Here is a 25,017-nt window from a genome sequence, read left to right as displayed (position 1 = left end):
GAGCTAGGCCCGATCGCGCACGGTCAACGCCCAGCTCACCAATGGCCACTGCAGTGGCAGCCGCAGCCACGCCACCGCGCGATCCCGAGCAGGACGGCCGCGTCGCTGGTAGTCCAGTGCCATTTTCACGTTGCCCGGAAACACTCCAACGAACAGCAGCGCCGCCGCCAACCCGCCCAGCCGGCGCGTGCGCGGCAGCGCGATCCCGGCAGCGACGGTGAGCTCGGCGGCGCCCGACGCGTACGTCCAGGTGCGCCGGTCACCGGGCAATTCCTTCGGGACCAGCGCGTCGAACGGCTTCGGCCGGGCGAAGTGCAGGACGCCCGCCCCGGCCAGCAGAGCAGCGAGAAGATGCGCCGGACGTTGCGACGCGCGAGGCTCGGACATGCGGCAAGCCTGCCACAGCATGATCCTTGCGACGGGTGTGCGGGTGCTCCGTTTGGGTTATCCTCCCGGCTGTGAGTGACGCCGAACGCCCGCGGGGAGCCGGTGCATGAAGGCCCTGAAACGGCTGCCCCTGAACGTCCGGTTGAACGACCGGCCCGACCACGAGCTCGTCGGCGTGATCCGGATGCCGGAGCTGACGGTCAGCCCGATGCGGTCGATCGTCAAGCGGATCATCGGCGCGCTGCTGGCGCTGCTGGCCACCGTGCTGATCGTCTACCTCGACCGCGACGGCTACCGCGACGCGAACGGCGACGGCCTCTCGCTCCTCGACTCGCTCTACTACGCGACGGTTTCCCTCTCGACCACCGGCTACGGCGACATCGCCCCGGCGACCGCGTCCGCGCGGCTGGTGAACGTCATCGTGATCACGCCGCTGCGGGTGCTCTTCCTCATCGTCCTCGTCGGGACCACCCTGGAAGTGCTCACCGAGCGCTCCCGGCAGGCGTTCAAAATCCAGAAGTGGAGGACGAAGGTGCGTGACCACACCGTCGTCGTCGGTTTCGGCACGAAGGGCCGCTCGGCGGTCAACGCGCTGCTCGGCGACGAGGAGGTGCAGGCCAACCGCGTTGTGGTCGTCGACACCGACCAGCAGGCGCTGGACGCGGCGAGCGCGCTCGGGCTCGTCACCGTGCACGGATCGGCGACCAGGTCGGACGTCCTGCGCGTCGCGGGCGTGCAGCACGCGCGAGCCATAGTGGTCGCGCCGAACCGCGACGACACCGCCGTGCTGGTCACCCTCACCGCGCGCGAGCTGGCCCCGAAAGCGCACATCGTGGCGTCGGTGCGCGAGGCGGAAAACGTGCACCTGCTGAAGCAATCCGGGGCCAACCAGGTCGTGGTGTCGAGTGAGACCGCCGGGCGGCTGCTCGGAATGGCGACGTCCAGCCCGCTCGTGGTGGACATGGTCGAGGACCTGCTGACGCCGGAATCCGGGCTGGCGATCGCCGAGCGCAGCATCGAGCCGAGCGAGGAAGGCGGATCGCCGAGGCACCTGCCGGACACGGTGCTCGGCGTGGTGCGCGACGGGGTGCTTTACCGGGTGGACGCCCCGCAAGCGGACGCGCTGGAACCGGGGGACCGGTTGCTGTACGTCAAGAAGGTCACGCAGGTCGACCAGATCGAACGCTGAGGTCGGGCTGGTTCGCTGGGGTCTTCCTGTAGCGGGAGCAGAGTCCGCGGCGCGTGGGTGTCGCGTCTGCTGTTGGCCTGGCGAGCGGTGCTGTTGCGGGAGCGGATAGACCTGCGGCTCGTCTCGGCCGGTGTTCCGTGCCGGTGCTGGTGAGCAATGCGGCTGCAAGTCCGCTGCACACCGCGCTGCTGCCTCCCCCAATGCCACATTGGGTGTGCTGAGCGCACCGAATGTGGCGTTGGTGCGGTTGTTCGTGAGGCGCTGGGCGGAGGAGCCGAGGGTTGGCTGTTAGCGGCGGGTGCGTGGGATGCGCCCAATGCGGCGTTGGGGCGGAACCCAGCGTGATGTTCGGTGCGAGTGGAGCCGGGGACGGCGAGCGGTTGCGGTGGGTGTCCGGGGTGTCGCCTCGGTCGGGGTCCCCCGTGCGCGGGCACCTCACTGGGTTTTGCCCCCGGCATCTGGAAGCATGGCGTCGTGCAGGTCTCCGAACCCCCGCATAAGAGTCCCGTCAAGCGGTGGCTGCAGGTGGGCATCCCCGTCGCGGTCGGGGTGCTCGTCGTGCTCTTGGCGTGGCTCGCCGGACCGGGGCTGCTCGGCATCCAGGCGAAGGCACCCGGCTCGCCGGTGGACGCCCAGATCACCAAGGCCGTCGACTGCTCCGTTCCCGGGGCGGCCGAATCGGTCTCGTTCCAGCTCGGCGGCAAGCCGCGCCAGGGCTCGCTCGACAGTTGCGGCCACGGCAAGGACGAGCGCCTCCAGGTGCTGGTCCCGGACGACGCTCCGGCGGACGGCGTCGTCTCGGTCACCATGCCGGACACCTCGGCGGGTTCGCAGGACCTGCGCGCGCCGATCGCGCTGGCGCTGCTGGTGTTCGCCTGCTTCTGCGGCGGGATGTACGCCTACCTGGTGATCCGCGGCTCGGGCAAGCTCGCGCTGCTCAGCTGAGCCGGAGCCCGACAGCCGAGCAGACCACTACAGCCGCAGCGCTGTTGCCGCGCCGAACGCGATTGCCGCAGCCGTACCACTACAGCCGCAGTGTCACAGCCGCGCCGAACGTGGCTTCCTCAAAGAGTCACTACAGGTGTAGTGATCCACACCGCGCCGGACGAGCCGTGGATCACTACGAACGCAGTGGCGGATCAGCTGACGTCGGACGCGGGTGCGGCGAAGGTGTTGCAGTCCGCGATCCGGTTGTCCTTCGCCCCGGCGCGCCACCACTGCGCGTAGTGCGCGTTGGTGCCGTGGTCGTGGCTGTGGGAAGTGTTGTCGCCGCGCGTTTCCTGGTCGTTCCAGGCCTTGTTGTACATGTCGCGGGTGATCGTGCCGCCGCGGTCGACGTGCGCACCCAGGAACATTCCGGAGAAGCACTGCGCCTGGAGTTCTTTGCGGCGCGACATGTCGAGACCCTCGGGGCTGTTCTGCCCGGCCGCGTAGATCTTCTGCCACGCGGCGTCCATGATGCCCGCGATTTCCTGCACGTGGTGGCCGTACTCGTGGGCGAACAACGCCAGGTAGACGCCGGGATTGTTGCCATACTGATCCGTCTGCAGGCCCTTGAACGGGACGTACAGGTTGTTCTCGCAGTAGTACGCCGCGGTCGCGATGCCGACCTGGATGGTGCCGCATTCGGTGTCGAAGCTCGGGCCGGTCGGGAAGTGCAGCGCGGGCGGCGTGAACGGCAGGTTGTAGGACTCGAGGAACGGGCCCCACGCCGCGTCGAGGCATTTGCTCGCGGCGGTGAAGAACGCTTCCGCGCCGTCCTGCGTGCTCGTCCACGGCGGCAGATTGCAGACGAGGTTCTGGAGGCCGGCGTTGGGGTCCTGCAGGATCGGGTGGTCGGCCAGCTTGAGGATCTTGTGCGGGCCGGCGCTGGCGGAGGTGCTCGGGCTTTCCGACGGGCTGGCCGGCGTGCTCGAGGGGGTGGACGAACCGCTGGTGGGCGGCAGTTCATAGGCGGACGACGGCGACGGCGGCGCGGCTTGGTAGCCCGCGTTGCTGGGCCCCGACCCGCGGTTCAGCGAAACGATCGCGACGACGCCCAGCGCCAGCACCGCGACCGCGCCGAGGCACAGCCCGACGATCAGCCCGGTCGGCTTGCGCGGCGGCACCGGATAGGACGGCGGCGGCTGCTGCCACGGCGGTCCCTCCGGCGGCGGGCCCTGATACGGCGGCTGCTGTCCCTGGTACTGCCCTTGACCCTGCTGTGCCTGGTAGGAACCTTGCGCCTGGCCCGGCGGCACCGGTCCTTGGCCCGGCACCGGCGGCGGTTGAACGGTCCCGCGAGGCGGCACCTGGCCGTAGGGCGGTTGCGTCATCAGGGCAGTCCCGGTGGGTCTCGGCGCGGGCCGGGCGTTCCCCGGCTTGCCATTCAGCATATCGGGGGACGCGCGGCCCGCCGCACCACTTCTCCGGACGGCCTCCTCGTCCGGACGTCCCCCCAGGTCTGGCCGGGTGCGGACGGCTCTGGAAGAGTGACGGCAGCAACCGCAGGGCCGTGCAAACGAGGGGCTCCGATGACACATTCACCCGGTGCGCCCGGGCCGGGGGACGACACGCCCACGCCGAGCCGGGGCTTCGCCAGTCCTGATCCCGGCGCGTCCTCCGCCACTCCGCCGAAGACCGGCGAAACGGACACCCCGTCCTCGCCGTCCGGCACGGGCGCCGGAATTTCGTCGCCCGCCAGCGAAAACGCCGGTTCGACCGGGACGAATCCGCCTGCCGGGGCGAACCAGGCAGGCGCGAATCCGTCGCCTGCCAGCGAAAACCCCGGCGCGCCGCAGCAGCCAGGCGGGGGAAGCCCGGCTGGCGCGCCGCAGCAGCCAAGCGGCGGAACCACTCCGCCGCAGCCGGGCGCGACCCCTCCCTTCGGGGAAACCCAGCACCCCGGCGCGTTCCCGCCGCCCGGAGCGACACCCCCGCCGCCAGGTCAGTGGCAATCCCCTGGACAACCCCCAGGCCAGCAACCGCTTCCGCAGTACCCCGGCGGCGGCTACGGCAACGCGGGCCCGGGCTGGAACCCGAACGGACTGGGCAAACCGGGCGTGATCGCGTTGCGCCCGTTGAACGTCGGCGACATCCTCGACGGCGCGATCACCGCGATCCGCCGGTATCCGCTGCTGATTCTCGGGGTGTCCGCGATCGTCGCGGTGGTCTCGGCGGGGCTGAACCTCGTCGCGACGCTGTGGCTGGTGCCCGATTTCAACCGGGTCGCCCAGCTCGGCCCGGCCGCGACGCAGCAACAGCAGCTCGACGCGCTGTACAGCCTGCTCGGCTCCACGCTCACCGCACTGCTGCCGACGCTCGTGATCTCCATGCTGGCGCAGACTTTCCTCACCGGCTTTCTCACCGTGGTGATGGGCAAGGCGGTGCTCGGCCGTCCGGTCGACTTCGGTTCGGCGATGCGCGAAGCCGCGCCGCGCCTGCTGCCGCTGCTGGCGGTCACCGTGCTTTACACGCTGGCCACGATCGTCGCCGCGGCGTTCTGCCTGCTGCCCGCCGTGCTGCCGTACGTCTTCTGGTCGCTCGCCGGTCCCGCGCTGGTGCTGGAACGCGGCACCATCGGACAGGCGTTCTCGCGGTCGCGCCAGCTCGTGTCCGGGATGTTCTGGCGGGTGTTCGGGGTTCTGCTGCTGGCGGGCGTGATCAGCTGGGTGATCTCGGCGATCATCAACGTTCCGTTCAGCCTCGGCTCGGGCGCGTTCAGCGGTCTCTTCAACCCGCAGGCGACCGTGCCGAAGGTGACGACCGGCGGACTGGTGCTGGAGTCGGTGGGCAAGGTGATCGCGGAGACGATCGTCATGCCGTTCACCGCCCTGGTCACCGTGGTGCTCTACATCGACCAGCGGATGCGCCGCGAGGGCATGGACATCGAACTGGCCAGGGCGGCGGGGCTGAACCCGCCTCAGCCGCCGCGACCGCCGCAGCAGGCGTGGTGATCGGTTTTCTCGCCGACGTCCCGGTCGACATCGACCGGGACCCCGCCCGGCTGCGGGCGATCCAGGAACTGACCGACCCGGGTTACGCCGCCGCGCAGCCGGGCTTGCTCGAGCGCGTCTGGCAGTGGCTCGGGCAGCGGATTTCCGATCTGTTCAACGCGTTGTCCGGAGTGCCCGGCGGTCCGCTCGGCCTGCTCCTGGTGCTGGCGCTGGTGATCGTGCTGATCGTGGTCGTGCGGCTGCGAGTGGGCAAGGTCGGCCGGTCCGCGAAAACGTCCGGCGAGGTGTTCAGCGGACGGCGGCAGACCGCGGACGAATACCGGAAGGCCGCCGAGGAAGCCGCTGCTCGCGGGGATTTCGCCGACGCGGTGCGCAATCGGTTCCGTGCGCTCGTGCGGGGGATGGAAGAGCGGGCGCTGCTCGACGCCCGCTCGGGCCGGACCGCGGACGAAGCGGTCGCCGAGGCCGGGAGGTTCCTGCCGGATCTGGCGGTTGAGCTCACGGCGGCCGCGCGGCAGTTCGACGACGTGCACTACGGCGGACGGCCGGGTACCGAAGCCGGTTACCGCACACTGTCCGAATTGGACGAACGCGTCCGCCGCGCGCGACCGGTCCTGGCGGACGCATGAGCACAGCTGTTTCGCCGGATCTGCGCCGAATCTGGCGTAGCGCCCGGGTTCCGTTGGCGCTCCTCCTGCTGATTGTGATCGTCGCGCTGGCCATCGTGCTCAGCCGCGGCAAGCAGACCAGCGGCGAGTTCGACCCCGGTTCCTACGAACCGCGAGGCAGCCACGCTCTCGCGCATTTGCTGGAGCAGCAAGGCGTTCAGGTCCGCGCCGCGCACTCGCTTGCCGAGGCTCGCGATGCCGCTGACAGCGGAACGCTGCTGATCACCAACCCGCAGTTGGTGCCAGCGAACGGGTTGGCCGATCTGCGCCGACGCGTCGCGCACCTCGTGCTCGTCGCGCCCGGGTCGTCGGCGCTGGGCATGACCGCGCCGACAGTTTCCTCGGCGGGTGCGGGAGAAGTCCGTACGCTGCAACCGGATTGCACGGTCGGTGCGGCGGTCAGCGCGGGCTCGGTCACGCTTGGCGGACGTCATTACCAGACGGACGACAAGACGGCGCGCACCTGCTACCGCGACAACGGCGACCCGACTTTCGTGCAGCTGGCCGACCGGACCGGCACGGTGACCGTGCTCGGCTCGGCGGAGGCCTTCACCAACGACCAGATCGCCAAGGAAGGCAACGCGGCGTTCGGCATGCGGCTGCTCGGCGATCATCGGCAGCTGGTCTGGTATGTACCGTCCACAGAGGACCCCGCGCTGGACGGCGAGAAGAAACCGTTCGTGGACCTGATCCCGCCCGGCTGGCGATACGGTGCGCTGATCGCGGGAATCGCGATCGTCCTTTTCGCACTGTGGCGTGCGCGGCGGCTCGGGCCGGTGGTGCGCGAACCGCTGCCGGTGGTCGTGCGGTCGGCGGAGACGGCAGAGGGCCGGGCCCGGCTGTACCGGCGGGGCGGCGCGACCGGGCACGCGGCGGAAACCTTGCGCGAGGCGGCCAGGACGCGGCTGCGGAAGAGACTGGGATTGCCGCGCGACGCCGGTCCGCCCGCGGTGGTGGAGACGGTGAGCGCGCGGACCGGCCGGGCGCCGAACGAGGTCGGGGCGGTGCTGTACGGCCCGTCGCCGTCCGACGAGGCGGCGCTGGTGCGGCTGGCGAACGAACTGGACGCGGTGGAACGAGAGGTGGAGCGTTCGTGAGTACCGAACAGATGCAGGACGCGCGGGCGGCCCTGATCGCGTTGCGCACCGAGGTCGGGAAGGCTGTGGTCGGCAACGACGCGGCCGTCACCGGGCTCATCCTCGCGCTGCTCTGCCGAGGGCATGTGCTGCTGGAAGGCGTGCCCGGCGTCGCGAAGACGTTGCTGGTGCGCGCGTTGGCCGCGTCGCTGGACCTGAAGACGACGCGCGTGCAGTTCACGCCGGACCTCATGCCGGGCGACGTCACCGGGTCCATTGTGTACGACGCGCACAGCGGCGAGTTCTCCTTCCGCGAGGGCCCGGTGTTCACGAATCTGCTGCTGGCCGACGAGATCAACCGGACGCCGCCGAAGACGCAGTCGTCGCTGCTGGAGGCGATGGAGGAGCGCCAGGTGTCGATCGACGGCGTCTCGCGTCCGCTGCCGGATCCGTTCGTGGTCATCGCGACGCAGAACCCGGTCGAGTACGAGGGCACCTACCCGTTGCCCGAGGCGCAGCTGGACCGGTTCCTGTTGAAGCTGACCATGCCGGCTCCGTCGCGCGAGGACGAGATCGGCATTCTGTGGCGGCACGTACAGGGTTTCGACCCGCGGAACCTCGCCGCGGCGGGCGTGCGTCCGGTAGCCGGGGCGGCGGAACTCGCTGCCGCGCGGGAGGCGGTCGCGAAGGTGACTGTCGGTCCTGAAGTGATCGGCTACGTCGTCGACCTTTGTCGCGCGACGCGGGAGCTTCCGGCGGTGCGCATCGGCGTTTCCCCGCGCGGTGCAACGGCTTTGCTCGCCGTGACGCGCGCGTGGGCTTGGCTGTCCGGCCGGGATTACGCGACGCCGGACGACGTCAAGGCGCTCGCCCGTCCCGCTCTCCGGCACCGTCTCGATGTGCGGCCCGAAGCCGAACTCGAAGGCGTGACCTCGGACGGCGTCCTCGACCGGGTGCTGGCCTCCGTGCCGGTGCCGCGCTAAATGGCCGTCACCGGGCGGCTCGGGCTGCTGGCGCTCCTGGGGGCGCTGGTGGTCGGGCTGCTGTTCCCGTCCGGCACCGGCGTCGCGGTGGTGATCGCGGTGCTGCTGGTGCTGGTCGTCGTGGATCTCGCGCTGGCCGGGAGCGTGCGCGCGCTGCGGTTTTCGCGCAGCGGCACCACTTCCGTCCGGCTGGGCGAGCCTGCCGAGGTCACGCTGACCGTGACGAACCCCGGTCGGCGCACCGTTCGCGGCTCCTTGCGGGACGCCTGGCCGCCGAGCGCTGGTGCCGACGACCGGCACTCGCTGGTGGTTCCGTCCGGCGAACGACGTGCGTTGACGACCGCGCTGCTGCCGACCCGTCGCGGCGACCGTATTGCGGCGAGGGTGACCGTGCGCGCGGCCGGCCCGCTGGGGTTGGCCGCGCGGCAGGGTTCGCACGAGGTGCCATGGACGGTTCGGGTGCTGCCGCCGTTCCACAGCCGCAAGCATCTGCCTTCGCGGCTGGCTCGGCTGCAGCAGCTGGACGGCCGCAACGCGGTGCTGATCCGGGGCCAGGGAACGGAATTCGACTCCCTGCGCGAATATGTGATCGGCGACGACGTCCGGTCGATCGACTGGCGCGCGACGGCCCGCGCGTCCGACGTGATGGTGCGGACGTGGCGTCCGGAACGCGACCGGCAGGTGGTTTTGGTGCTGGACACCGGCCGCGTCTCAGCCGGTCGAGTCGGCGACGCGCCGCGGCTGGACGCGGCGATGGACGCGGCGCTTTTGCTGGCCGCGCTGGCTGCCCGGGCGGGGGACCGGGTCGATCTGGTCGCGTACGACCGGCGCGTGCGGGCTTCCGTCCCGAACGCTTCGACCCCGTCTCTGGTGAACGCCTTGGCCACGATCGAACCGTCGCTGGTCGAGACGGACGCGCGGGGAATGGTCGCGGAAGTGCTGCGACGGACGCGTCGGCGGGCTTTGGTGGTGCTGTTGACCGGCTTGGAACCGGCACCGTTGCAGGAAGGGCTGTTCCCGGTGCTGGGCTCGTTGACGGCTCGGCACGAGGTCCTGGTGGCCTCGGTGGCGGACCCGAGGGTCGCGGAGATGGCGGCTTCGCGAGGCTCCGCGGAGGCGGTTTACGACGCTGCCGCGGCGGAGCGGGCGTTGGCGGATCGGGAATCGTCAGTGGCGTGGTTGACGCGGCACGGGGTCGGTGTCGTGGACGCGGTTCCGGAGGAGCTGCCGCCCGCGCTGGCAGACCGGTACCTGGCGTTGAAGGCGGCGGGCCGGTTGTAGGTCCGTGAAGGGCTCCTTGAGGGAATGAGATTCCTTCAAGGAGCCCTTCACGGACTTCTCAGCCAGCTTCGGGAAGGAAGTCGCCAGCGGCACGGCGGTCCACGTCGCCCGTTTCGCCGTCTCGGGCAGCACGTCGTCCGAGCGTGAAGACGTACGTCAGGAACAGCAGCTCCACCACCGCTCCGATGCCGATCCGCAGCCACGTCGGCCAGCCGGACGGTGTCACGAACGCCTCGATCACTCCCGACACCAGCAGCACGCACGCCAGCCCCAGCGCTATGACCACCACTGAACGGCCCTGCTCGGCCAGTGCCGCGCTTCGCGACCGGCGGCCCGGGTCCACGACTGTCCAGCCGAGCTTCAGTCCGGTCCCGGCCGCGATGAACACTGCCGTCAGTTCCAGCAGGCCGTGTGGCAGGAGCAGGCCCAGCAGCACGTCGCCGCGGCCTGCGGAGGACATCAGGCCGATCGCGACCCCGGCGTTCAGCGAGTTCATCCACAGCGCGGCGATCACCGGCAAGCCGAGCGCGACGCCCAGGAACAGGCACGTCGCCGCGACCCAGGCGTTGTTCGTCCACACTTTCGCCGCGAACGACGCCGCCGGGCCGTTCGAGTAGTACGTCTCGTATTGGCCGCCGGGCGCGGTCATCGCCTTCACCTCGTCCGGCGAGACCAGCGACGCGCGCACCTGCGGGTCGCCGGCGATCCACGCGCCCAGCACCGCCATCACCGCCACCGACAGCAGCGCCGCCGGGATCCACCAGCGGCGGCTCAGGTACACCGCGGCCGGGAAGCGCCGGGTGAAGAACAGCCCGACCTCGCGCCACGCCGGGCTGTGCGAGCCAGCCACCGCCGAACGGCCGCGCGCGACCAGCGCCGACAGCCTCGCCAGCAGGGCCGGGTCGGGCGCGGTCGAGCGGATCATCGACAGATGCGTCGCCGTGCGCTGATACAGCGTGACCAGCTCGTCCGCCTCCTGGCCGGTCAGCCTGCGGCGTCCGGCGAGCTCGCCGAGCCGGTTCCATTCCGCGCTGTGCGCCGCGACGAACACGTCGACGTCCACCGGCCACCTCCTCCGCCGCCAAGGATAGTGCCAGGCGCTCTACGCTGGCCTCGTGCAGGAAGAGTCCGATCTCGTCACCGGTGAGGCCGTCGTCCTCGACCTGCGGGTGGCGAAGCTCGCCAGCCGCGCGGTCGCGATGCTGCTCGACGTCCTCGTCCAGGCCGCGTTGCTGCTGCTCGTGCTGGTCGCGCTGATGCTGACCGCGGGGTCGTTCGACTCGGCGCTCACCGTCGCGCTGATGCTGACCGCGTTCGTGCTGGTGGTGATCGGCTACCCGGTGCTGTTCGAAACGCTCAGCCGCGGCCGTTCGCTCGGCAAACTCGCGCTCGGCCTGCGCGTGGTGCGCCTCGACGGCGGCCCGATCAGCTTCCGGCACGCGCTGACCCGTGCGCTCGCCGGGTTCTTCGTCGACTTCTGGGCGCTCGGCTTCCTCGGCGCGGTGGCCGTCATCGTGTCGCTGACGTCGTCGAACGGCCGCCGCGTCGGCGACTATCTCGCGGGCACCCTGGTGATTCGCGAACGCGTGCCGCAGTCCGCGCAGGCGATCCTCGTGGTGCCGCCTGGCCTGGAAGCGTGGGCCGCGCATTTCGACCTCAGCGGCCTCACCGACGACCTCGCCATGGCTGCCCGGCAGTACCTCGGCCGCTACCATGATCTGCGTCCGGAAGCCGCCGCATCGCTCGGCTTCGGGCTGGCACAGCAGGTTTCGGCGGCGATCGGGGTCCCGCTGCCGTACGGAATGCCACCGTGGGTCTTCCTCACCGCGGTGCTGGCCGAACGCCGCAATCGCGACCATGCCCGGATCGCGCCGATGCAGTACGGCCCGCCTGCCTCCGCGCCGCCGCCGGTTCCGCCTCCGGCACCGCCGAAGTCCGACAACCCCTTCACCCCGCCGAGCTGAGAACATGCTCGCCGACGACGTCACCGTCACCACTGCGCAGGACGGCCAGCTCACGGTCATCGAGCGCATCGTCACCGACGCCCCAGCCGTCCACCGCATCGCCGAGCGGGTACCGGTCACTGACGACGAGGACCGGCTTTACTCGATCACTGACCTGCATCTTTCCGGTGCCGCCACCGCCGACGGAACCACGGTCACCGTCACCGGGCCAGCCACTTTGACGTACACAGTGGACGGTGCGGTCGCCGCGGGCGGGCAGGTGCGGTTTCAGGTCACCGGCGGCTGGGACCGTGCACTCGACCGGGTCGCCGCCGACTTCAGCACCCCCGGAGTGTCCACAGCGGACTGTTACGCCGGTCAGCCCGGTTCGTCCCGGCAGTGCACTTTCTCCGAACTGCGAAGCGGGGGAGCGCATGCCGAACAGAACATGCTGCGCCAAGGGGAGCGAATCGACCTGGCCGTCCAAACCGGACCGCTTCCGGAGAACGCCCGGTTCGTCCCGGCTGGACCGTTGGCTGCCTTCGCGCCTGGATTCCCGACCGTCCTGAGTGGTCTCGCTTTGGTGCTGTACCTGCTCGTCGGGGCCAGCGTGCTGCGTCGCCGCACCAGACCGCCCGCTCCTGGCGTGCCGCCTGCGTACGTCGCGTATGTCGCGCGGGGCGAACTCGACCTCACCGGCACTGTCCTCGACCTCGTCGCCCGCGGCCATCTGCACATCGCCGACGGCCAGGTGACTCACAGCGAAGCCGACCCGCTCACGCCGTTCGAGGAGGCTGTCAAAGCCGCCTTCCCGGCGGGTCCGCTCGCTGCCGCGCGGCCGGATCAGGCTGAGCTGAAAGCGCTTCTCGACGCTGAAGCGCATCGCCAAGGCTGGCTGTCCACACGGGAACCCCACGTCCGCCGAGCCGGGCTCGCCCTCGTTCTCGCAGGCATAGTGCTCACTGTTGTCCTGGCCGTCACGGTCGGCGAGGCATTGATCGGCGTCGCGGTCCTGATCGGCGGGCTCACCACCTTCGCCGCCGCTCCACTGGTTCCGCCGCAAACCCGAAGCGGCCGCGCACTGGGCACTCCGGCTGAACGCGTCGAATCCCCACTGGCTACAGAGATCGATGCGATCCAAACGCTGGCCGAACGTCGCTCGGCGGTGTCCGCGCAATGAAACTCGCCGCCCTGCTGATGATTCCGTTCCTCTGTGCGACACCCGCGACGGCGCAAGACCAGCCGTCCCTGCCCGGCTTGCCGCAGAGCGTCGAAGTAGCGCTCAAGGTCCAGCGTGACGGCAGTCTGTCCGTCACCGAGGCAGTGTCGGTGCCGCGCGACACCTCGATGACCCGCACCATCCCATTGCGTGCCAACGCCCGCGTGCTCGGCATCCGCAACATCAGCGTCGAAGGCGCGGGCAACGCCGAGTCCGGCAACGACCAGGTGACCTTCTACCTGCGCGGCGGAACGTCCGTGCTGCGGTACACAGTGGACGGTGCGGTCGGCACGAGCCTCGGCGTCGAGCACGTGACCTGGGACGTCGCCAGTGGCTGGGACACCCGTCTCGAGCTGGTCCGCGCGACCTTCGCCGCCCCCGCCGTTCCCCACGCGCTCAGCTGCCTCGCCGGTCCGCCCGATTCGACGACCCACTGCGGTGCCGCGCAGATCGACCACTCCGGCCTGACGCGCGTCTCGGTGCCGAACCTCCAGCCCGGCTCGCGCGTGCAGCTGACCGCCGAACTCCCCGGCGGCACTGTCGCCGCGACCGAGAAGCTCATCCCCACCGGCCCCTTCGCCGCGACCGCGCCGGTGTGGTGGGCATGGCTGGCCTTCGCCGTGCTGTCGATCGCCGGCGCCATCGCCGTGTTCGTACGCCGCCGACGTGACCGACAGCCTGGCCGCGCCACTCCCGTACAGCTCCTCGACAACGGCCGCTTCTCTTCGCCGGACGGCGTGCTCCCTGGACACGTAGGACTGCTTCTCACCGGACGCGTCAGCTCCGTCGACCTAGCCGCGACTGTGCTCGACCTATGCGTCCGTAACTACCTATGGGTCAGCGAAGACGGCCCGCGCAACTGGGTGCTCGTACGCCGCAACCCGCCCGACGAACACCTAACCGCCTTCGAGCGCGCGGTGTACACAGCGGCTGTGCCCGGCGAAGCCGCGACGCTCGCCGAAGTACGCGAAGCAGGCGTACGCGAGCTGATCGCCGACACTGTCCGTCGCGGCTGGCGCTCCCCGAAGCGACTGTCGAAGGTCGGCCCGCGGCTATGTGGGTACGGCGTCTTCCTCACCATCCTGCTGGCGTTCACCGTCGGTTACGCGCAACTCGGGTTGGTGCTTCTCGCCACCGGCATCGTGGTGACTGCAGCCGCTCGCCTCCTGCCGGAGCGGACGGAGGCAGGCCTAGACCTCCGAGACCGCCTTCTCGGCCTCAACGCACAGCTGCTCACGATGGAGACACCGGACGACGAACTGCTCGTCTCTCGCGTGCTCCCGTACGCGTATGCGCTGGGGGAAGCAGACGCTTGGCAAGTTAACGCTTGTTCGCTATCGGCGTACTGGTACGGCGCCTCCGCCGAGGAAGCGGCGACGTTGGCGCGGACCAGGGAATTCGTGGCCGCACTGACCGTCGCGTTCGAGGGTGCGAGGCACCTCCGACCGGACGAGCCGAAGACGCCCGCGCCTGCGTAGGGTGGAGGGCATGGCCGATCCCGAGCTCTTCCGTTTCACGATCGACAACGGTCTGCGCGTGGTGCTCGCTCCTGACCCGACCGCGCCGGTGGTCGGGGTCAGCGTGCACTACGACGTGGGCTTCCGCTCCGAGCCGGAGGGGTTGACCGGTTTCGCGCACCTCTTCGAGCACCTGATGTTCCAGGGCAGCGAAAGCCTGGAGAAACTGGCGCACTTCCGGCACGTGCAGTCCAGCGGCGGCACCTTCAACGGTTCCACGCACCCGGACTACACCGACTACTACGAGGTGCTGCCCGCGGCGGCGCTGGAGCGCGCGCTGTTCCTCGAGGCCGACCGGATGCGCGCGCCGAAGCTGACCGCGGAGAACCTGGCGAACCAGATCGAGGTCGTCAAGGAGGAAATCCGGCTGAACGTCCGCAACCGGCCGTACGGCGGGTTCCCGTGGATCCTGCTGCCGCCGGTGCTGTACTCCACCTTCGCCAACGCGCACGACGGCTACGGCGCGTTCGAAGACCTCGAGGGCGCGACGCTGGACGACTGCGCCGCCTTCTTCGACACCTTCTACTCGCCGGCCAACGCGGTGCTGACCGTCGCCGGCGACTTCGAGGTGGAGAACGCGAAGGCGCTCATCCAGAAGCATTTCGGCGACGTCCCGCACCGGCCGGCTCCGGTCCGCCCGTCGTTCTTCGAGCCGCTGCCCACCACACAGCTGACCGGCGAGCACACCGACGCGCACGCGCCGCTGCCCGCGCTGGCCGTCGGCTACCGGATGCCGGACCCGGTCAACGACCTCGACGGCTACCTCGCGTACCTGGTGCTGGCCGGCGTACTCACCGACGGTGACGGCTCGCGGCTGCAGCAGCGGCTGGTGCACGTCGAACCGCTGGTGGTCGACATCGGGGCGGGCGCCGGGCTGTTCGGCCCGTTCGAGGCGCGTGATCCGGACACGTTCACCATCACCGCGATCCATCCGCCGGAGGTGCCGCGCGAGCGCGTGCTGGCCGCGCTGGACGAGGAGCTGGAGAAGCTCGCGTCCACACCGCCGGACGACCAGGAACTGAGGAAGGTCACCGCGCGCTGGGCGGCGAGCCTGCACGCGGAGCACGACCGGCTCGTGTCGCGCACGCTGGCGCTCGGCGCGTTCGAACTGCTCTACGGCGACGCGTCGCTGGTCTACCAGCTCGCCGACCGGCTGTCCGCGGTCTCCGGCGAGGCTGTGTCGGCGGCGGCGAAGGCGATGCGCCCGGACGCGCGCGCCGTGCTCGTCGTGAATCCCGCAAGCACCGAAGGGACGGAACAGTGACCTCGGCTGAACAGGTCAAAGCCGCACACCGCAGCGCCGAGGAGATCGGCCGCACCGCGGCCGGACCGCGTCCGCTGCCCCCGCTGGGCCACCAGCGCGCCGCCGCCGATCTGTCCCATGTGGACACCACGCTCTCCAACGGGCTGCGCGTGCTCGCGGTGCGCAAGGCGAGCGTTCCGATGGTCGAGCTGCGGCTGTGGATCCCGTTCGCGGGAGACGACCGGATGCACGCGGCGACCGCGGAGGTGCTCGCGGAAACCGTGCTCACCGGCACCGCGCGGCGCGACCGGGTGGAAATCGACGCCGAGGTCGCGCTGATCGGCGGCGATCTCAACACGGGCGTGGACCCGGAACGGCTGTACTTCGGCGGCACCGCGCTGTCCGAAGGCCTGCCGACGCTGCTGGACGTGCTCGGCGACGTGCTCACCGGCGCCACGTACGGCGACGCGGAGGTCGCGCGCGAGCGGGAACGGCTGATCGAGCGCATCGCGGTCTCACGGACGCAGCCGCGCACCATCGCGCGCGAAGCACTGCAGAAGCACCGGTACGGCGACCACCCGGCGACGCGCGAGGTCCCGCAGGCCGAGGACGTCGCCGAGGTGACCGCCGAGCAGGTGCGCGCGCTGCACAACGCTTCGGTGCTGCCGCGCGGCGCCGTGCTCGTGCTGGTCGGAGACCTTGACCCGCAAGAGGTTCCGGCCGAGCTGGAGCGTGCGCTCGGCGGCTGGAAGTCGGACCGCTCGGCTGTCGTGCTGCCGCCGCTGCCCGAGCTGACCGGCGGCAACGTTCTGCTCGTGCCGCGCGCCGGCGCGGTGCAGTCGCAGATCCGGCTGTCCGCGCAGACCGTGCCGCGCGTCGATCCGCGGTATCCCGCGCTGCAGCTGGCGAACCTGGCCTTCGGCGGGTACTTCTCCTCGCGGCTGGTGGAAAACATCCGCGAGGACAAGGGATACACCTACGGCGCGCACTCGGGCTTCGAGTTCACCGGCGACACGGCAGTCGTCAACGTGGACGCGGACACGGCCAACGAGGTCACCGCGGCGGCGTACCTGGAAACCCGGTACGAGCTGTTCCGGCTCGGCACGGTGCCGCCGACGGCCGAAGAGGTCGAATCGGTGCGGCAGTACGCGATGGGCTCGCTCGTCACCGGCACGTCCTCCCAGAGCGGGCTCGCCGGGCAGCTGATGGCTCTGGCGTCGAACGGCCTCGGCATCGAGTGGCTGCAGAGCCACCCGGAGCGGCTCGCGGCGGTCACCGCGGACCAGGTCGCCGAAGCGGCGGCGGAGTTCTTCGCGCCGGGTCGGTTCACCGGCGTAGTGGTCGGCGACGCGGACCTGCTCGCGCCGAAGCTGGCCGCGCTCGGCGTTTCGGCAAGCGAGAAGGACTGATGAGCGTTCCGTTCGAACTAGGGGCCCTGCCGACCCTGTCGCGTTCCACAGCGGACCGTCAGGAAACCTTGCGCACCAACCCGGAGCGGCTCGCCGCGAAATGGTCGGAAGCCCGCGTGGTGCTGCTCGACGACAAGGGCCGGACTCCGGTCGTCGAGGGCAGCTCCGCGCTGGCCACCCGCAAGGCGATGGACTTCGGCACCGAACCGCCCGCCGACGCGGTGTTCCTCGGCGAATGGGAGGACGTCGACTACTGGTCGCTGCCCGGCAGCATCGAGGGCGACGTCGACAGCGTGCGGCTGGCGGGCAGCTGGGGCGTGATCGAAGAGGTCCCGCGCGCCAACGGCGAACTGTGGGTCGAGCTGCGCGGATACGGCGAGCGGCTGGACGACACGTCGGCGGGGCTGTTCACCACCGCGCAGGCGCTGCGGCACTGGCGGCGGCAGTCGCGCTTCTGCTCCCGCGACGGCTCGCCGACGCAGCTGATCCAGTTCGGCTGGGCCAGCCGCTGCGAAGCCAAGGGACACGAGGAATACCCGCGCACCGACCCGGCGGTGATCTGCCTGGTGCACGACCTCGACGGCGTCAACGGTTCGCACGTGTTGCTCGCGCGGCAGCCGATCTGGCCGCCGGACCGGTATTCGGTGCTCGCCGGATTCGTGGAGGCGGGGGAGTCCCTGGAGGGCTGTGTCGTCCGCGAAATCCGGGAGGAGGCCGGGATCGAGGTCCGCGACGTGCGGTACCTGGGCAGCCAGCCGTGGCCGTTCCCGCGGTCGATCATGCTGGGCTTCACCGCGCGCGCGGACCGCAACGCGCCGCTGGTCCCGGCCGAGGGCGAGATCGAGGAAGCGCTGTGGGTGTCCCGCGAGGACGTCCGGGCCGCGTTCCGCAACGCCGGGACCGGGGTGCCGACGCCGATCGCCGGCGGCGCGTCGAATCTGCTGCTGCCGGGGAACTCGTCGATCGCCCGCGTCATGCTCAAGGCCTGGGCGGACGCTGAGGAGTGACGGACAGGTGCGGGCCTGGATCGCGGGCCCGCACCTGGTTCCGGAAAGTTTTGCTCAACCACCCAGCTGCCGTCGGCCTTCGCCGCGCAGCTTGAACGCGTAGCTGGCTCCGTCTCGAGCCACCGCGTCCCCGGACCACCCGGCACTGCTGGTCTGGACCGCGTACGGTCCGCGCCCGTCCGGTCACCCTGTGCCGGTCGCCGACATCCCGCGGTACCAAGCCGTTACCCCGCTGTTTCCCGAGCCCATTGACGCCGTGTGGCCGCGCTCACTACAGTCCCGGAAAACCGTCTGTAAAGTTTCCTAATAAAGGAGCAGCCAGGTGCGTGCCGGCAGTCCGCGAACGTTGCGCGAGATGAACGACCGCGCGGCGATCGAGGCGTTGCTGCGGAACGGGCCGCTCACGCGGGCTGAGCTCGAGGCCGCCATCGGGTTGTCCAAACCCGCCACCGCACAGCTGCTCACCCGGCTGGAGCAGGAAAACCTCGTCGGCAAAGCCGGGGAGCGCGCCGGCGGCGGACGCGGACCGCGCGCTCAGCTGTGGGCGGTCAACGGCGGCCTCGCGCACGTCGCGGCCGTCGACCTCACCCCGCAGGTCGCCGACTTCGTGGTCGCGGACGTCGCCGGGGCCGTGCTCGCCGAGTACCGCGTGCAGCTTCCGGTGGCCGAGGACGCGGACGTCGTCGGTTCGTTCGGCCAGGCGCTGCGCCGGGTCGCCAAGGCCGCGGGCCTGCAGCTCGACGATCTGGCCAATGTGGTCATCGGCGCGCAGGGCGCGTTCGACCCGCGTACCGGATTGCTGTCCTCGGCCCCGCACATCCCGGGCTGGCTCGGGTTCAACGTGCCGAAACGGCTGAGCGACGAACTCGGCGTGACGGTCAAGATCGAAAATGACGTAAACCTTGTCGCCGTTGAGGAAATGACCGTCGGCAACGCGCAGGACGTCGACGACTTCGTGCTGGTCTGGCTGTCCGAAGGCGTCGGTGGCGCGGTCGTGATCGGACGGCGGCTGCTGCGCGGCGCGACCGGTGGCGGCGGCGAGATCGACTGGATGCGCGTCCCGGACGCGGCCACTGTGGACACTGGCGACCGCTGGCCGCAGGCGGGCGCCCGGTTCGGCAACCTGGTCGACTCGGCCGCGATCACCCGGCTCGCGAAGGCGCACGGCATCTCCGCGGACAGCGGATGGGACGCCGTCACCCAGGCGCGTCGCGGTGCGCACCAAGGATTTCTGGACGATCTCGCGCGGCGCGTCGCCAGCGGGGTCGCCAGCCTCGTCGCGGTCGCCGACCCGCAGCTCATTCTGCTGTGCGGCGAGACCAGCCGCGCCGGCGGCGACGAGTTCGCGGCCGTCGTCGCGGAAAAACTGCACGAACTGGTCCTGCCGCGCACGCCCGTCGGCGTCGCTTCGGTGCAGGGCAACGCGGTGCGCGCCGGTGCGTTGCAGTCCGCGCTCGCCACCGCCCGTGAGGACGTCTTCGGCGTCGTCACCCCCACGCTCCTCGGGCCGCGCCGGTCCGCCGGAGAGCTAGCCCCGTCCCCGACCGAGTAGACCCACCCGAAGGACAGGAGGGTTCATGTCCGCTCCCACCCGCATCCGGAGACTCGCGCGAAAGCGCGGATCTCTGCTGCTCAGCGCCGTCGCGGCGAGCACGCTGCTGGCGACCGCCGCGTGCGGTGCCGCCGCGCCCGCCGGCGGCGGTGACGCCGCGGCGCCGCCGAACAAGGACGACAAGCTCACCATCACCGTCTACAGCAAGTTCACCGACCGCGAGTACGGCGTCGTCACGAAGGCGCTGGACAAGCTCAAGGCGAAGTTCCCCAACATCACCATCAAGCACGAGGGGAACCAGGACGACGACAAGCTCACCCAGTCGATCCGCGGCGGGAACCCGCCGGACGTGGCGATCTCGTTCTACACCGACAACCTCGGCGCGTGGTGCTCGACCGGCAGCTTCCAGGACCTGAAGCCCTATATCGAGCGCGACAAGATCGATCTCGAGCAGATCCCGCAGGCGGTCCGCGATTACACGTCGTACCAGGGCAAGCGGTGCGCGATGCCGATGCTCGCCGACGTGTACGGGTTCTTCTACAACAAGACGCAGTTCGCGGCCAAGGGCATCGCCGGCCCGCCGAAGAACACCACGGAACTGTTCGAGGACGTCAAGAAGCTCACCGAGTTCAACCCGGACGGTTCGATCAAGACCGCGGGCTTCCTGCCGTCGATGCCGTTCTACGCCAACCAGGCGCAGTACTGGGCGCCGAACTTCGGGGCCAAGTTCATGGGTCCGGACGGCAAATCGTCGCTCGCTTCCAGCCCCGCCTGGAAGGAGATGTTCGAATTCCAGAAGAAGCTCATCGACTTCTACGGCGGCCACGAGAAGGTCGAGAAGTTCAAGGCCGGTCTCGGTGACGAATACTCGAAGGACAATGGCTTCCAGACCGGCAAGCTATCGATGATCTACGACGGCGAGTTCCGCACCGCGTTCATCAAGGACCAGGTGCCCTCGCTCGACTACGGCACCGCACCCGCTCCGGTGCTCGACAGCCTGGCCAGCCAGTACGGCGGCGGGTTCGGCACCGGCACGATCATCGCGATCCCGAAGGGCGCGAAGAACCCCGGCGCGGCGTGGGAGCTGATCAAGCAGGCTTCGCTCGACACCGACACCCTCGTCGAGATGGCCAACGGCCTCAACAACGTGCCCAGCACGAAGGACTCGCTCAACTCGCCGAACCTGAAGATGCCGCCGCAGTTCAAGACCTTCACCGACATCTACAACAGCGGCAAGCTGGTCGCCAACCCGACCACGCCGATCGGCGACGCGTTCCTCAAGGCGGTCAACGACTTCGCCGAGAAGTGGCAGGCCGGGTCGGTGCCGGACCTGGAGGCGGGCCTCAAGAAGGTCGACGCGCAGATCAACGACGAACTGGCGCAGAAGGGCGCCGGCGGATGACCACGCTGACCGCGGCGGAATCCGGAACCTCCTCCGCGCCGAACCAGGCGCGGAGGGGGTCTCCCCGGGCCAAGCGCAGGCGCACGGTGTTCTGGTTCATGGCGCCGGCCACCCTCGGATTCCTCATCTTCTTCGCCTATCCGCTCGGCGCGACCCTGTTCTACTCGTTCACCCGCTACGACCTGATCAACCCTCCACAGTGGATCGGGTTCGACAACTACGTGCGCATGTTCACCAGCGAGCCGCTGGTGAAAACCGCCGCGTACAACACGTTGTGGCTGGTGATCATCCTGACCGTCTGCCGGGTGCTGTTCTCGCTCGGCGTGGCGTCGGTGATCTCGCGGCTGAAGTCGGGCGTCGGCCTTGTCCGCACGCTCTGCTATCTGCCCGCGCTCGCCCCGCCGGCGGCCGCGACGCTTGCGTTCGTCTTCGTGTTCAATCCGGAATTCGGGCCGGTGAACCGATTCCTGCGGCTCGTGGGCATTGACGGCGGCTTGTGGTTCAACAGCCCCGAAATGTCGAAGCCCGCGCTGACGCTGCTCGCGCTGTGGGGTTCGGGCGAGCTGATGATCATCATCCTGGCCGCGTTGCTGGACGTTCCGGCGGAGCAGTACGAGGCCGCGGAACTCGACGGGGCAGGCCCGGTGCGCCGGTTCTGGCACGTGACGCTTCCGTCGATCTCGCCGGTGCTGTTGTTCGGCGTGGTCAACTCGATGATTTACGCGCTGCAGTTCTTCACTCAAGCGATCGTCGCCGCTTCCGCTTCCGCCGGGACAGCTGACGTCGCGGGGAACTCGAAACTGATCGGCGCGCCGGAGAACTCGACGCTGACGTATCCGATCTGGTTGTACGTACAGGGTTTCCGGTACTTCAACATGGGTTACGCGGCGGCGATGGCCGTCCTGCTGTTCCTGGTCTCCGCGGGGTTCACCTGGATTCTGGTGCGGCAGATGCGCAAGACGCAACATCAGGAGGAGGGGGCATGAACATACCCTTGCGGCAGCCTGTTCATGGCCCCGACCGGGTGCGGGTGTCCCGCATGAGCGGAGTGGGAGCATGACGACGCTTTCGGCACCGCCGCGTCCGGCTCCTCCGGTGCATCCGCGGGAGAAGTTCAAGCGGCGCTGGGACAAGAAACTGTCCTTTGTGGCCACTCACGCGATCGGCATCGCGCTCGGCGTGCTCTTCATGCTGCCGCTGCTGTTCGTCTTCCTCACCTCGGTGATGAAGAGCGACCAGGCGATGACGTCGAGTCTGTGGCCCACGGAATGGCATTTCGAGAACTTCGTCGAGGTGTTCAAGAAGGCCCCGTTGCTGGAGTACTTCGGCAACAGCCTGCTGTACTCGGCGCTGGCGACGGTCGGGGCGCTCGTCTCGGCGATCCCGGCGGCGTACGGGCTGGCGAAACTGCGGTGGCGCGGGCAAAACCTGTGCTTCATGCTCGTCGTCGTCGCGATGATGCTGCCGCCGCAGGTCACCGTCGTTCCACTGTACGACCTGTGGGTACGGCTCGGGTTCACCGGCACCTTGGTGCCGCTCATCGTGCCCTACTTCTTCTTCGACGCCTTCTCGATCTTCCTGCTGCGGCAGTTCTTTCTGACCATTCCTAAGGACTATCTGGAAGCGGCGAAGATCGACGGCTGCAACGAGTTCCGGGTGCTCACGCGGGTGCTGATCCCGATGGCGAAGCCGGGCATCGCGGCCACCGCGATGTTCTGCTTCCTGTTCACCTGGAACGACTATTTCGGTCCGCTGCTCTACACCGGCGAGAACAAAGACAACTGGCCGCTTTCACTGGCGATCGCGTCCTTCCGAGGCATGCACCACGTCGAATGGAACCTCACGATGGCCGCCACCGCGCTGATCATGCTGCCGGTGATCGTGCTGTTCGTGTTCGCGCAGAAGTCGTTCGTCAAGGGCATCACGTTCACGGGAGTCAAGGGATGAAACTGGCAGTGGTCGGCGGTGGGTCCACCTACACGCCGGAGCTGATCGACGGCATCGCCGGACGGCGGGCCTCGCTCGACGTCGACGAGATCGTGCTGATCGACCCGGACGCCTACCGGGTCGAAGCGGTCGGCGATTTCAGCCAGCGGCTGCTGGACCACGCGGGGCATCCGGCCCGCGTGCGCACGACGGCGAATCTGGAGGAGGGTGTCGACGGCGCGTCGGCGGTCCTCATTCAGCTGCGTGTCGGCGGGCAGAAGGCCCGTGCGTCGGACGAGACATTCCCGCACCTGTGCGGATGTGTCGGCCAGGAAACGACCGGCGCGGGCGGCTTGGCGAAGGCGCTGCGCACGGTGCCGGTGGTCCTCGACATCGCCGAACGCGTCCGCAAGATCGCGGGCGATGACACCTGGATCGTCAACTTCACCAACCCGGTCGGCATCGTCACGCGCGCACTGCTGCAGGAAGGCCACCACGCGGTCGGCCTGTGCAACGTCGCGATCAACCTGCAGCGCAAGTTCGCGAAGCTGCTCGGTGCTTCCACCGGCGAAGTCAAGCTGATCCACACTGGACTGAATCACCTGAGCTGGGAGCGCGGGGTCTTGGTCGACGGCGTCGACCGGCTGCCGGAACTCCTTGCCCAGCACGCGGAATACCTCGGTGAAGAGGTCAGCGTGCCGGTCGAGTGGATGCGGCGGATGCGGGCCGTGCCGTCCTACTACCTCAAGTACTACTACTCGCACGACGCACAGGTCGCGAAGCAGCAGACCGAGCGTCCGCGTGCCGAGGTGGTCAGCGATGTCGAGGAAGAACTGCTGAAGGTCTACCTCGACCCGGAGCAGGTCACGAAGCCGGAATCGCTGGAGAAACGCGGCGGTGCGTACTATTCGGAGGCGGCGGTGCAGCTCGTGCACGCGCTGACTTCCGGCGGTGCCGCCGAGGAACACGTGGTGAACGTGCGCAACAACGGCACGTTCGATTTCCTCCCGGACGACGCGGTGATCGAGGTCTCGTCCACTGTGGATTCCGCAGGCGCGACCCCGATTCCGCAGCCTCCGGTCGACCCGCGGTTCGCCGGGCTGATCGCCGGGGTCACGGCGTATGAATACCTGGCCCTGGACGCCGCGATCAAGGGCGGCCGGGACCGGGTCGCGGACGCGTTGCTCGCGCACCCGCTCGTCGGCCAGTACGCGAAGGCGGACCAGCTCGCCGACGAACTCGTCGCCCGCAACCGGGATTTCCTGCCCTGGGCCCGGGCATGAGCGACACCGTCGTCGCGATCGACGGGGGAAACAGCAAGACCGAGGTGCTGGTGGTTTCGCGGGACGGCGTCGTGCTCGGCGCGTCCCGCGGCCCCGGCGTTTCTCCCCAGCGCGTCGGAGTCGACGGATGTGTTGCCGCACTGGAAGAATTCGTCCGGGAAGCCCTGCGCTCCGGAGGACTGCCGACCGACCCGCCGTTCGCCGTGCACACCTCGGCCTACCTGGCCGGCCTCGACTTCCCCCGGGAGGAAGAGGCATTGCGCCAGGCTTTGTCGGCGCGTGGCTGGAGTTCCACTTTGGACGTCGGCAACGACGTGCTTGCTTTGCTGCGGGCCGGAAGCTCCGACGGCACCGGCGTCGCGGTGGTGTGCGGCGCGGGCATCAACGGCGCTGGCTTCGCCCCGGACGGCCGGTCGTACCGTTTTCCCGCGCTGGGCAAGGTGTCCGGCGACTGGGGCGGAGGGTATCGGCTGGGTGAGGAAGCGCTGTGGTGGGCGGTCCGTGCCGAGGACGGTCGTGGTCCGAAGACTGCGTTGGAATCGGCGGTAGCGGAGTACTTCGATGCTGCGACGCTGCTGGACGTGGTGCAGGGACTGCATTTCGAGGAGATCGACACCGCCTCGATCCACGGCCTCTGCCCGCTGTTGTTCGAGGTAGCCGCCGCCGGTGACGAGGTCGCGCAGGACGTCGTGACCCGGTTCACCGAGGAAGTGAGCTTGCTGGTGGCCGCGATCATGCGCCGTCTTGACCTCACGACGGCCGCTCCCGAGGTCATCCTCGGCGGCGGCGTGCTGACCGGGGTCGGCGCGTCCGTGATCGCGGACATCGAACGGCGGTGCCTGAAAGTGGCGCCACGGGCGAGGGTGCGCGTGGTGGAGGTGAACCCGGTTGTCGGAGCCGCACTGTTCGGTTTGGACAAACTCGGTGCCTCCGCCGCGGCGAAAGCTGCCTTGAAGGCCGCGACGCAACGCGTGTGACGATGGGGTGGCTGGCCAAG

Annotated in this window: 22 protein-coding genes; 19 read left to right on the top strand and 3 right to left on the bottom strand. The window is 69.5% G+C overall.

The window, feature by feature from the left end; genetic code table 11:
* Positions 1 to 3: 3 nt before the first annotated feature.
* Positions 4 to 387, bottom strand: coding sequence for a DoxX family protein (locus ATK30_RS12260; protein ID WP_101435714.1), 384 nt, complete (start codon positions 385 to 387; stop codon positions 4 to 6).
* Positions 388 to 493: 106 nt separating this feature from the next.
* On the opposite strand from ATK30_RS12260, the gene ATK30_RS12255 reads away from it, so the two are divergent.
* Positions 494 to 1,576 carry a potassium channel family protein gene (locus ATK30_RS12255; protein ID WP_101435713.1) on the top strand — a complete coding sequence of 361 codons (1,083 nt, stop codon included), beginning with the start codon at positions 494 to 496 and terminating at the stop codon, positions 1,574 to 1,576.
* A 525-nt stretch (positions 1,577 to 2,101) separates the two neighbouring features.
* A complete protein-coding gene (locus ATK30_RS12250; protein ID WP_101440776.1) occupies positions 2,102 to 2,521 on the top strand; it encodes a hypothetical protein in 420 nt (139 codons plus the stop codon).
* A gap of 194 nt (positions 2,522 to 2,715) precedes the next feature.
* Here the strand turns inward: ATK30_RS12250 and ATK30_RS12245 are convergent, their stop codons facing one another.
* Positions 2,716 to 3,891, bottom strand: a complete 1,176-nt coding sequence (locus ATK30_RS12245; protein WP_244194593.1) for a neutral zinc metallopeptidase — start codon at positions 3,889 to 3,891, stop codon at positions 2,716 to 2,718.
* A gap of 198 nt (positions 3,892 to 4,089) precedes the next feature.
* Here ATK30_RS12245 and ATK30_RS46120 point away from each other — a divergent pair, with 198 nt between their 5' ends.
* The 5 genes from ATK30_RS46120 to ATK30_RS12220 are packed head-to-tail and all read left to right on the top strand — an operon-like array spanning position 4,090 to position 9,519.
* Complete coding sequence (locus ATK30_RS46120) at positions 4,090 to 5,511, top strand: hypothetical protein (RefSeq protein ID WP_244194592.1); 1,422 nt, start codon at positions 4,090 to 4,092, stop codon at positions 5,509 to 5,511.
* The gene (locus ATK30_RS12235; protein ID WP_167441892.1) at positions 5,505 to 6,140 is read left to right on the top strand and encodes a DUF4129 domain-containing protein; all 636 of its coding nucleotides are present in this window, start codon (positions 5,505 to 5,507) and stop codon (positions 6,138 to 6,140) included. Before ATK30_RS46120 ends, ATK30_RS12235 begins: the two co-directional genes overlap by 7 nt.
* Positions 6,137 to 7,276: a DUF4350 domain-containing protein gene (locus tag ATK30_RS12230; protein ID WP_101435711.1), complete on the top strand. Its 1,140-nt coding sequence runs from the start codon at positions 6,137 to 6,139 to the stop codon at positions 7,274 to 7,276. Before ATK30_RS12235 ends, ATK30_RS12230 begins: the two co-directional genes overlap by 4 nt.
* 11 nt (positions 7,277 to 7,287) lie before the next feature.
* Positions 7,288 to 8,238, top strand: a complete 951-nt coding sequence (locus ATK30_RS12225; RefSeq protein ID WP_101440773.1) for an AAA family ATPase — start codon at positions 7,288 to 7,290, stop codon at positions 8,236 to 8,238.
* On the top strand, positions 8,239 to 9,519 hold the full coding sequence (locus tag ATK30_RS12220) for a DUF58 domain-containing protein (RefSeq protein ID WP_101435710.1): 1,281 nt from the start codon (positions 8,239 to 8,241) through the stop codon (positions 9,517 to 9,519).
* 58 nt (positions 9,520 to 9,577) lie between these two features.
* Here the strand turns inward: ATK30_RS12220 and ATK30_RS12215 are convergent, their stop codons facing one another.
* Positions 9,578 to 10,582, bottom strand: coding sequence for a stage II sporulation protein M (locus ATK30_RS12215; RefSeq protein WP_101435709.1), 1,005 nt, complete (start codon positions 10,580 to 10,582; stop codon positions 9,578 to 9,580).
* Between the two features lie 52 nt (positions 10,583 to 10,634).
* On the opposite strand from ATK30_RS12215, the gene ATK30_RS12210 reads away from it, so the two are divergent.
* From ATK30_RS12210 to ATK30_RS12155, 12 genes are all read left to right on the top strand, one after another.
* A complete protein-coding gene (locus ATK30_RS12210; RefSeq protein ID WP_101435708.1) occupies positions 10,635 to 11,483 on the top strand; it encodes an RDD family protein in 849 nt (282 codons plus the stop codon).
* 4 nt (positions 11,484 to 11,487) lie between these two features.
* Positions 11,488 to 12,642, top strand: coding sequence for a DUF2207 domain-containing protein (locus ATK30_RS12205; RefSeq protein WP_101435707.1), 1,155 nt, complete (start codon positions 11,488 to 11,490; stop codon positions 12,640 to 12,642).
* Positions 12,639 to 14,159 carry a DUF2207 family protein gene (locus tag ATK30_RS12200; RefSeq protein WP_101435706.1) on the top strand — a complete coding sequence of 507 codons (1,521 nt, stop codon included), beginning with the start codon at positions 12,639 to 12,641 and terminating at the stop codon, positions 14,157 to 14,159. Before ATK30_RS12205 ends, ATK30_RS12200 begins: the two co-directional genes overlap by 4 nt.
* 10 nt (positions 14,160 to 14,169) lie before the next feature.
* On the top strand, positions 14,170 to 15,462 hold the full coding sequence (locus ATK30_RS12195) for a M16 family metallopeptidase (protein WP_101440772.1): 1,293 nt from the start codon (positions 14,170 to 14,172) through the stop codon (positions 15,460 to 15,462).
* Positions 15,459 to 16,850 carry a M16 family metallopeptidase gene (locus ATK30_RS12190; protein WP_101435705.1) on the top strand — a complete coding sequence of 464 codons (1,392 nt, stop codon included), beginning with the start codon at positions 15,459 to 15,461 and terminating at the stop codon, positions 16,848 to 16,850. The genes ATK30_RS12195 and ATK30_RS12190 overlap by 4 nt, the downstream gene beginning before the upstream one ends.
* A complete protein-coding gene (gene nudC, locus ATK30_RS12185; RefSeq protein WP_101435704.1) occupies positions 16,850 to 17,857 on the top strand; it encodes an NAD(+) diphosphatase in 1,008 nt (335 codons plus the stop codon). The genes ATK30_RS12190 and nudC overlap by 1 nt, the downstream gene beginning before the upstream one ends.
* Before the next feature lie 355 nt (positions 17,858 to 18,212).
* Positions 18,213 to 19,409 carry an ROK family transcriptional regulator gene (locus ATK30_RS12180; protein WP_101440771.1) on the top strand — a complete coding sequence of 399 codons (1,197 nt, stop codon included), beginning with the start codon at positions 18,213 to 18,215 and terminating at the stop codon, positions 19,407 to 19,409.
* Between the two features lie 25 nt (positions 19,410 to 19,434).
* Positions 19,435 to 20,811, top strand: a complete 1,377-nt coding sequence (locus ATK30_RS12175) for an extracellular solute-binding protein (protein ID WP_101435703.1) — start codon at positions 19,435 to 19,437, stop codon at positions 20,809 to 20,811.
* A complete protein-coding gene (locus ATK30_RS12170; RefSeq protein ID WP_101435702.1) occupies positions 20,808 to 21,797 on the top strand; it encodes a carbohydrate ABC transporter permease in 990 nt (329 codons plus the stop codon). The genes ATK30_RS12175 and ATK30_RS12170 overlap by 4 nt, the downstream gene beginning before the upstream one ends.
* A 70-nt stretch (positions 21,798 to 21,867) precedes the next feature.
* Positions 21,868 to 22,758 (top strand): carbohydrate ABC transporter permease, encoded by an 891-nt coding sequence (locus tag ATK30_RS12165; RefSeq protein WP_101435701.1) that lies wholly within the window; start codon positions 21,868 to 21,870, stop codon positions 22,756 to 22,758.
* Positions 22,755 to 24,020 carry a 6-phospho-beta-glucosidase gene (locus ATK30_RS12160; RefSeq protein ID WP_101435700.1) on the top strand — a complete coding sequence of 422 codons (1,266 nt, stop codon included), beginning with the start codon at positions 22,755 to 22,757 and terminating at the stop codon, positions 24,018 to 24,020. Before ATK30_RS12165 ends, ATK30_RS12160 begins: the two co-directional genes overlap by 4 nt.
* Positions 24,017 to 24,997 (top strand): N-acetylglucosamine kinase, encoded by a 981-nt coding sequence (locus tag ATK30_RS12155; RefSeq protein ID WP_101435699.1) that lies wholly within the window; start codon positions 24,017 to 24,019, stop codon positions 24,995 to 24,997. Before ATK30_RS12160 ends, ATK30_RS12155 begins: the two co-directional genes overlap by 4 nt.
* Positions 24,998 to 25,017: the final 20 nt, after the last annotated feature.

Source organism: Amycolatopsis echigonensis (assembly GCF_002846615.1).
Classification (GTDB): domain Bacteria; phylum Actinomycetota; class Actinomycetes; order Mycobacteriales; family Pseudonocardiaceae; genus Amycolatopsis; species Amycolatopsis echigonensis.
This window is presented reverse-complemented; position numbering and strand designations above follow the sequence as displayed.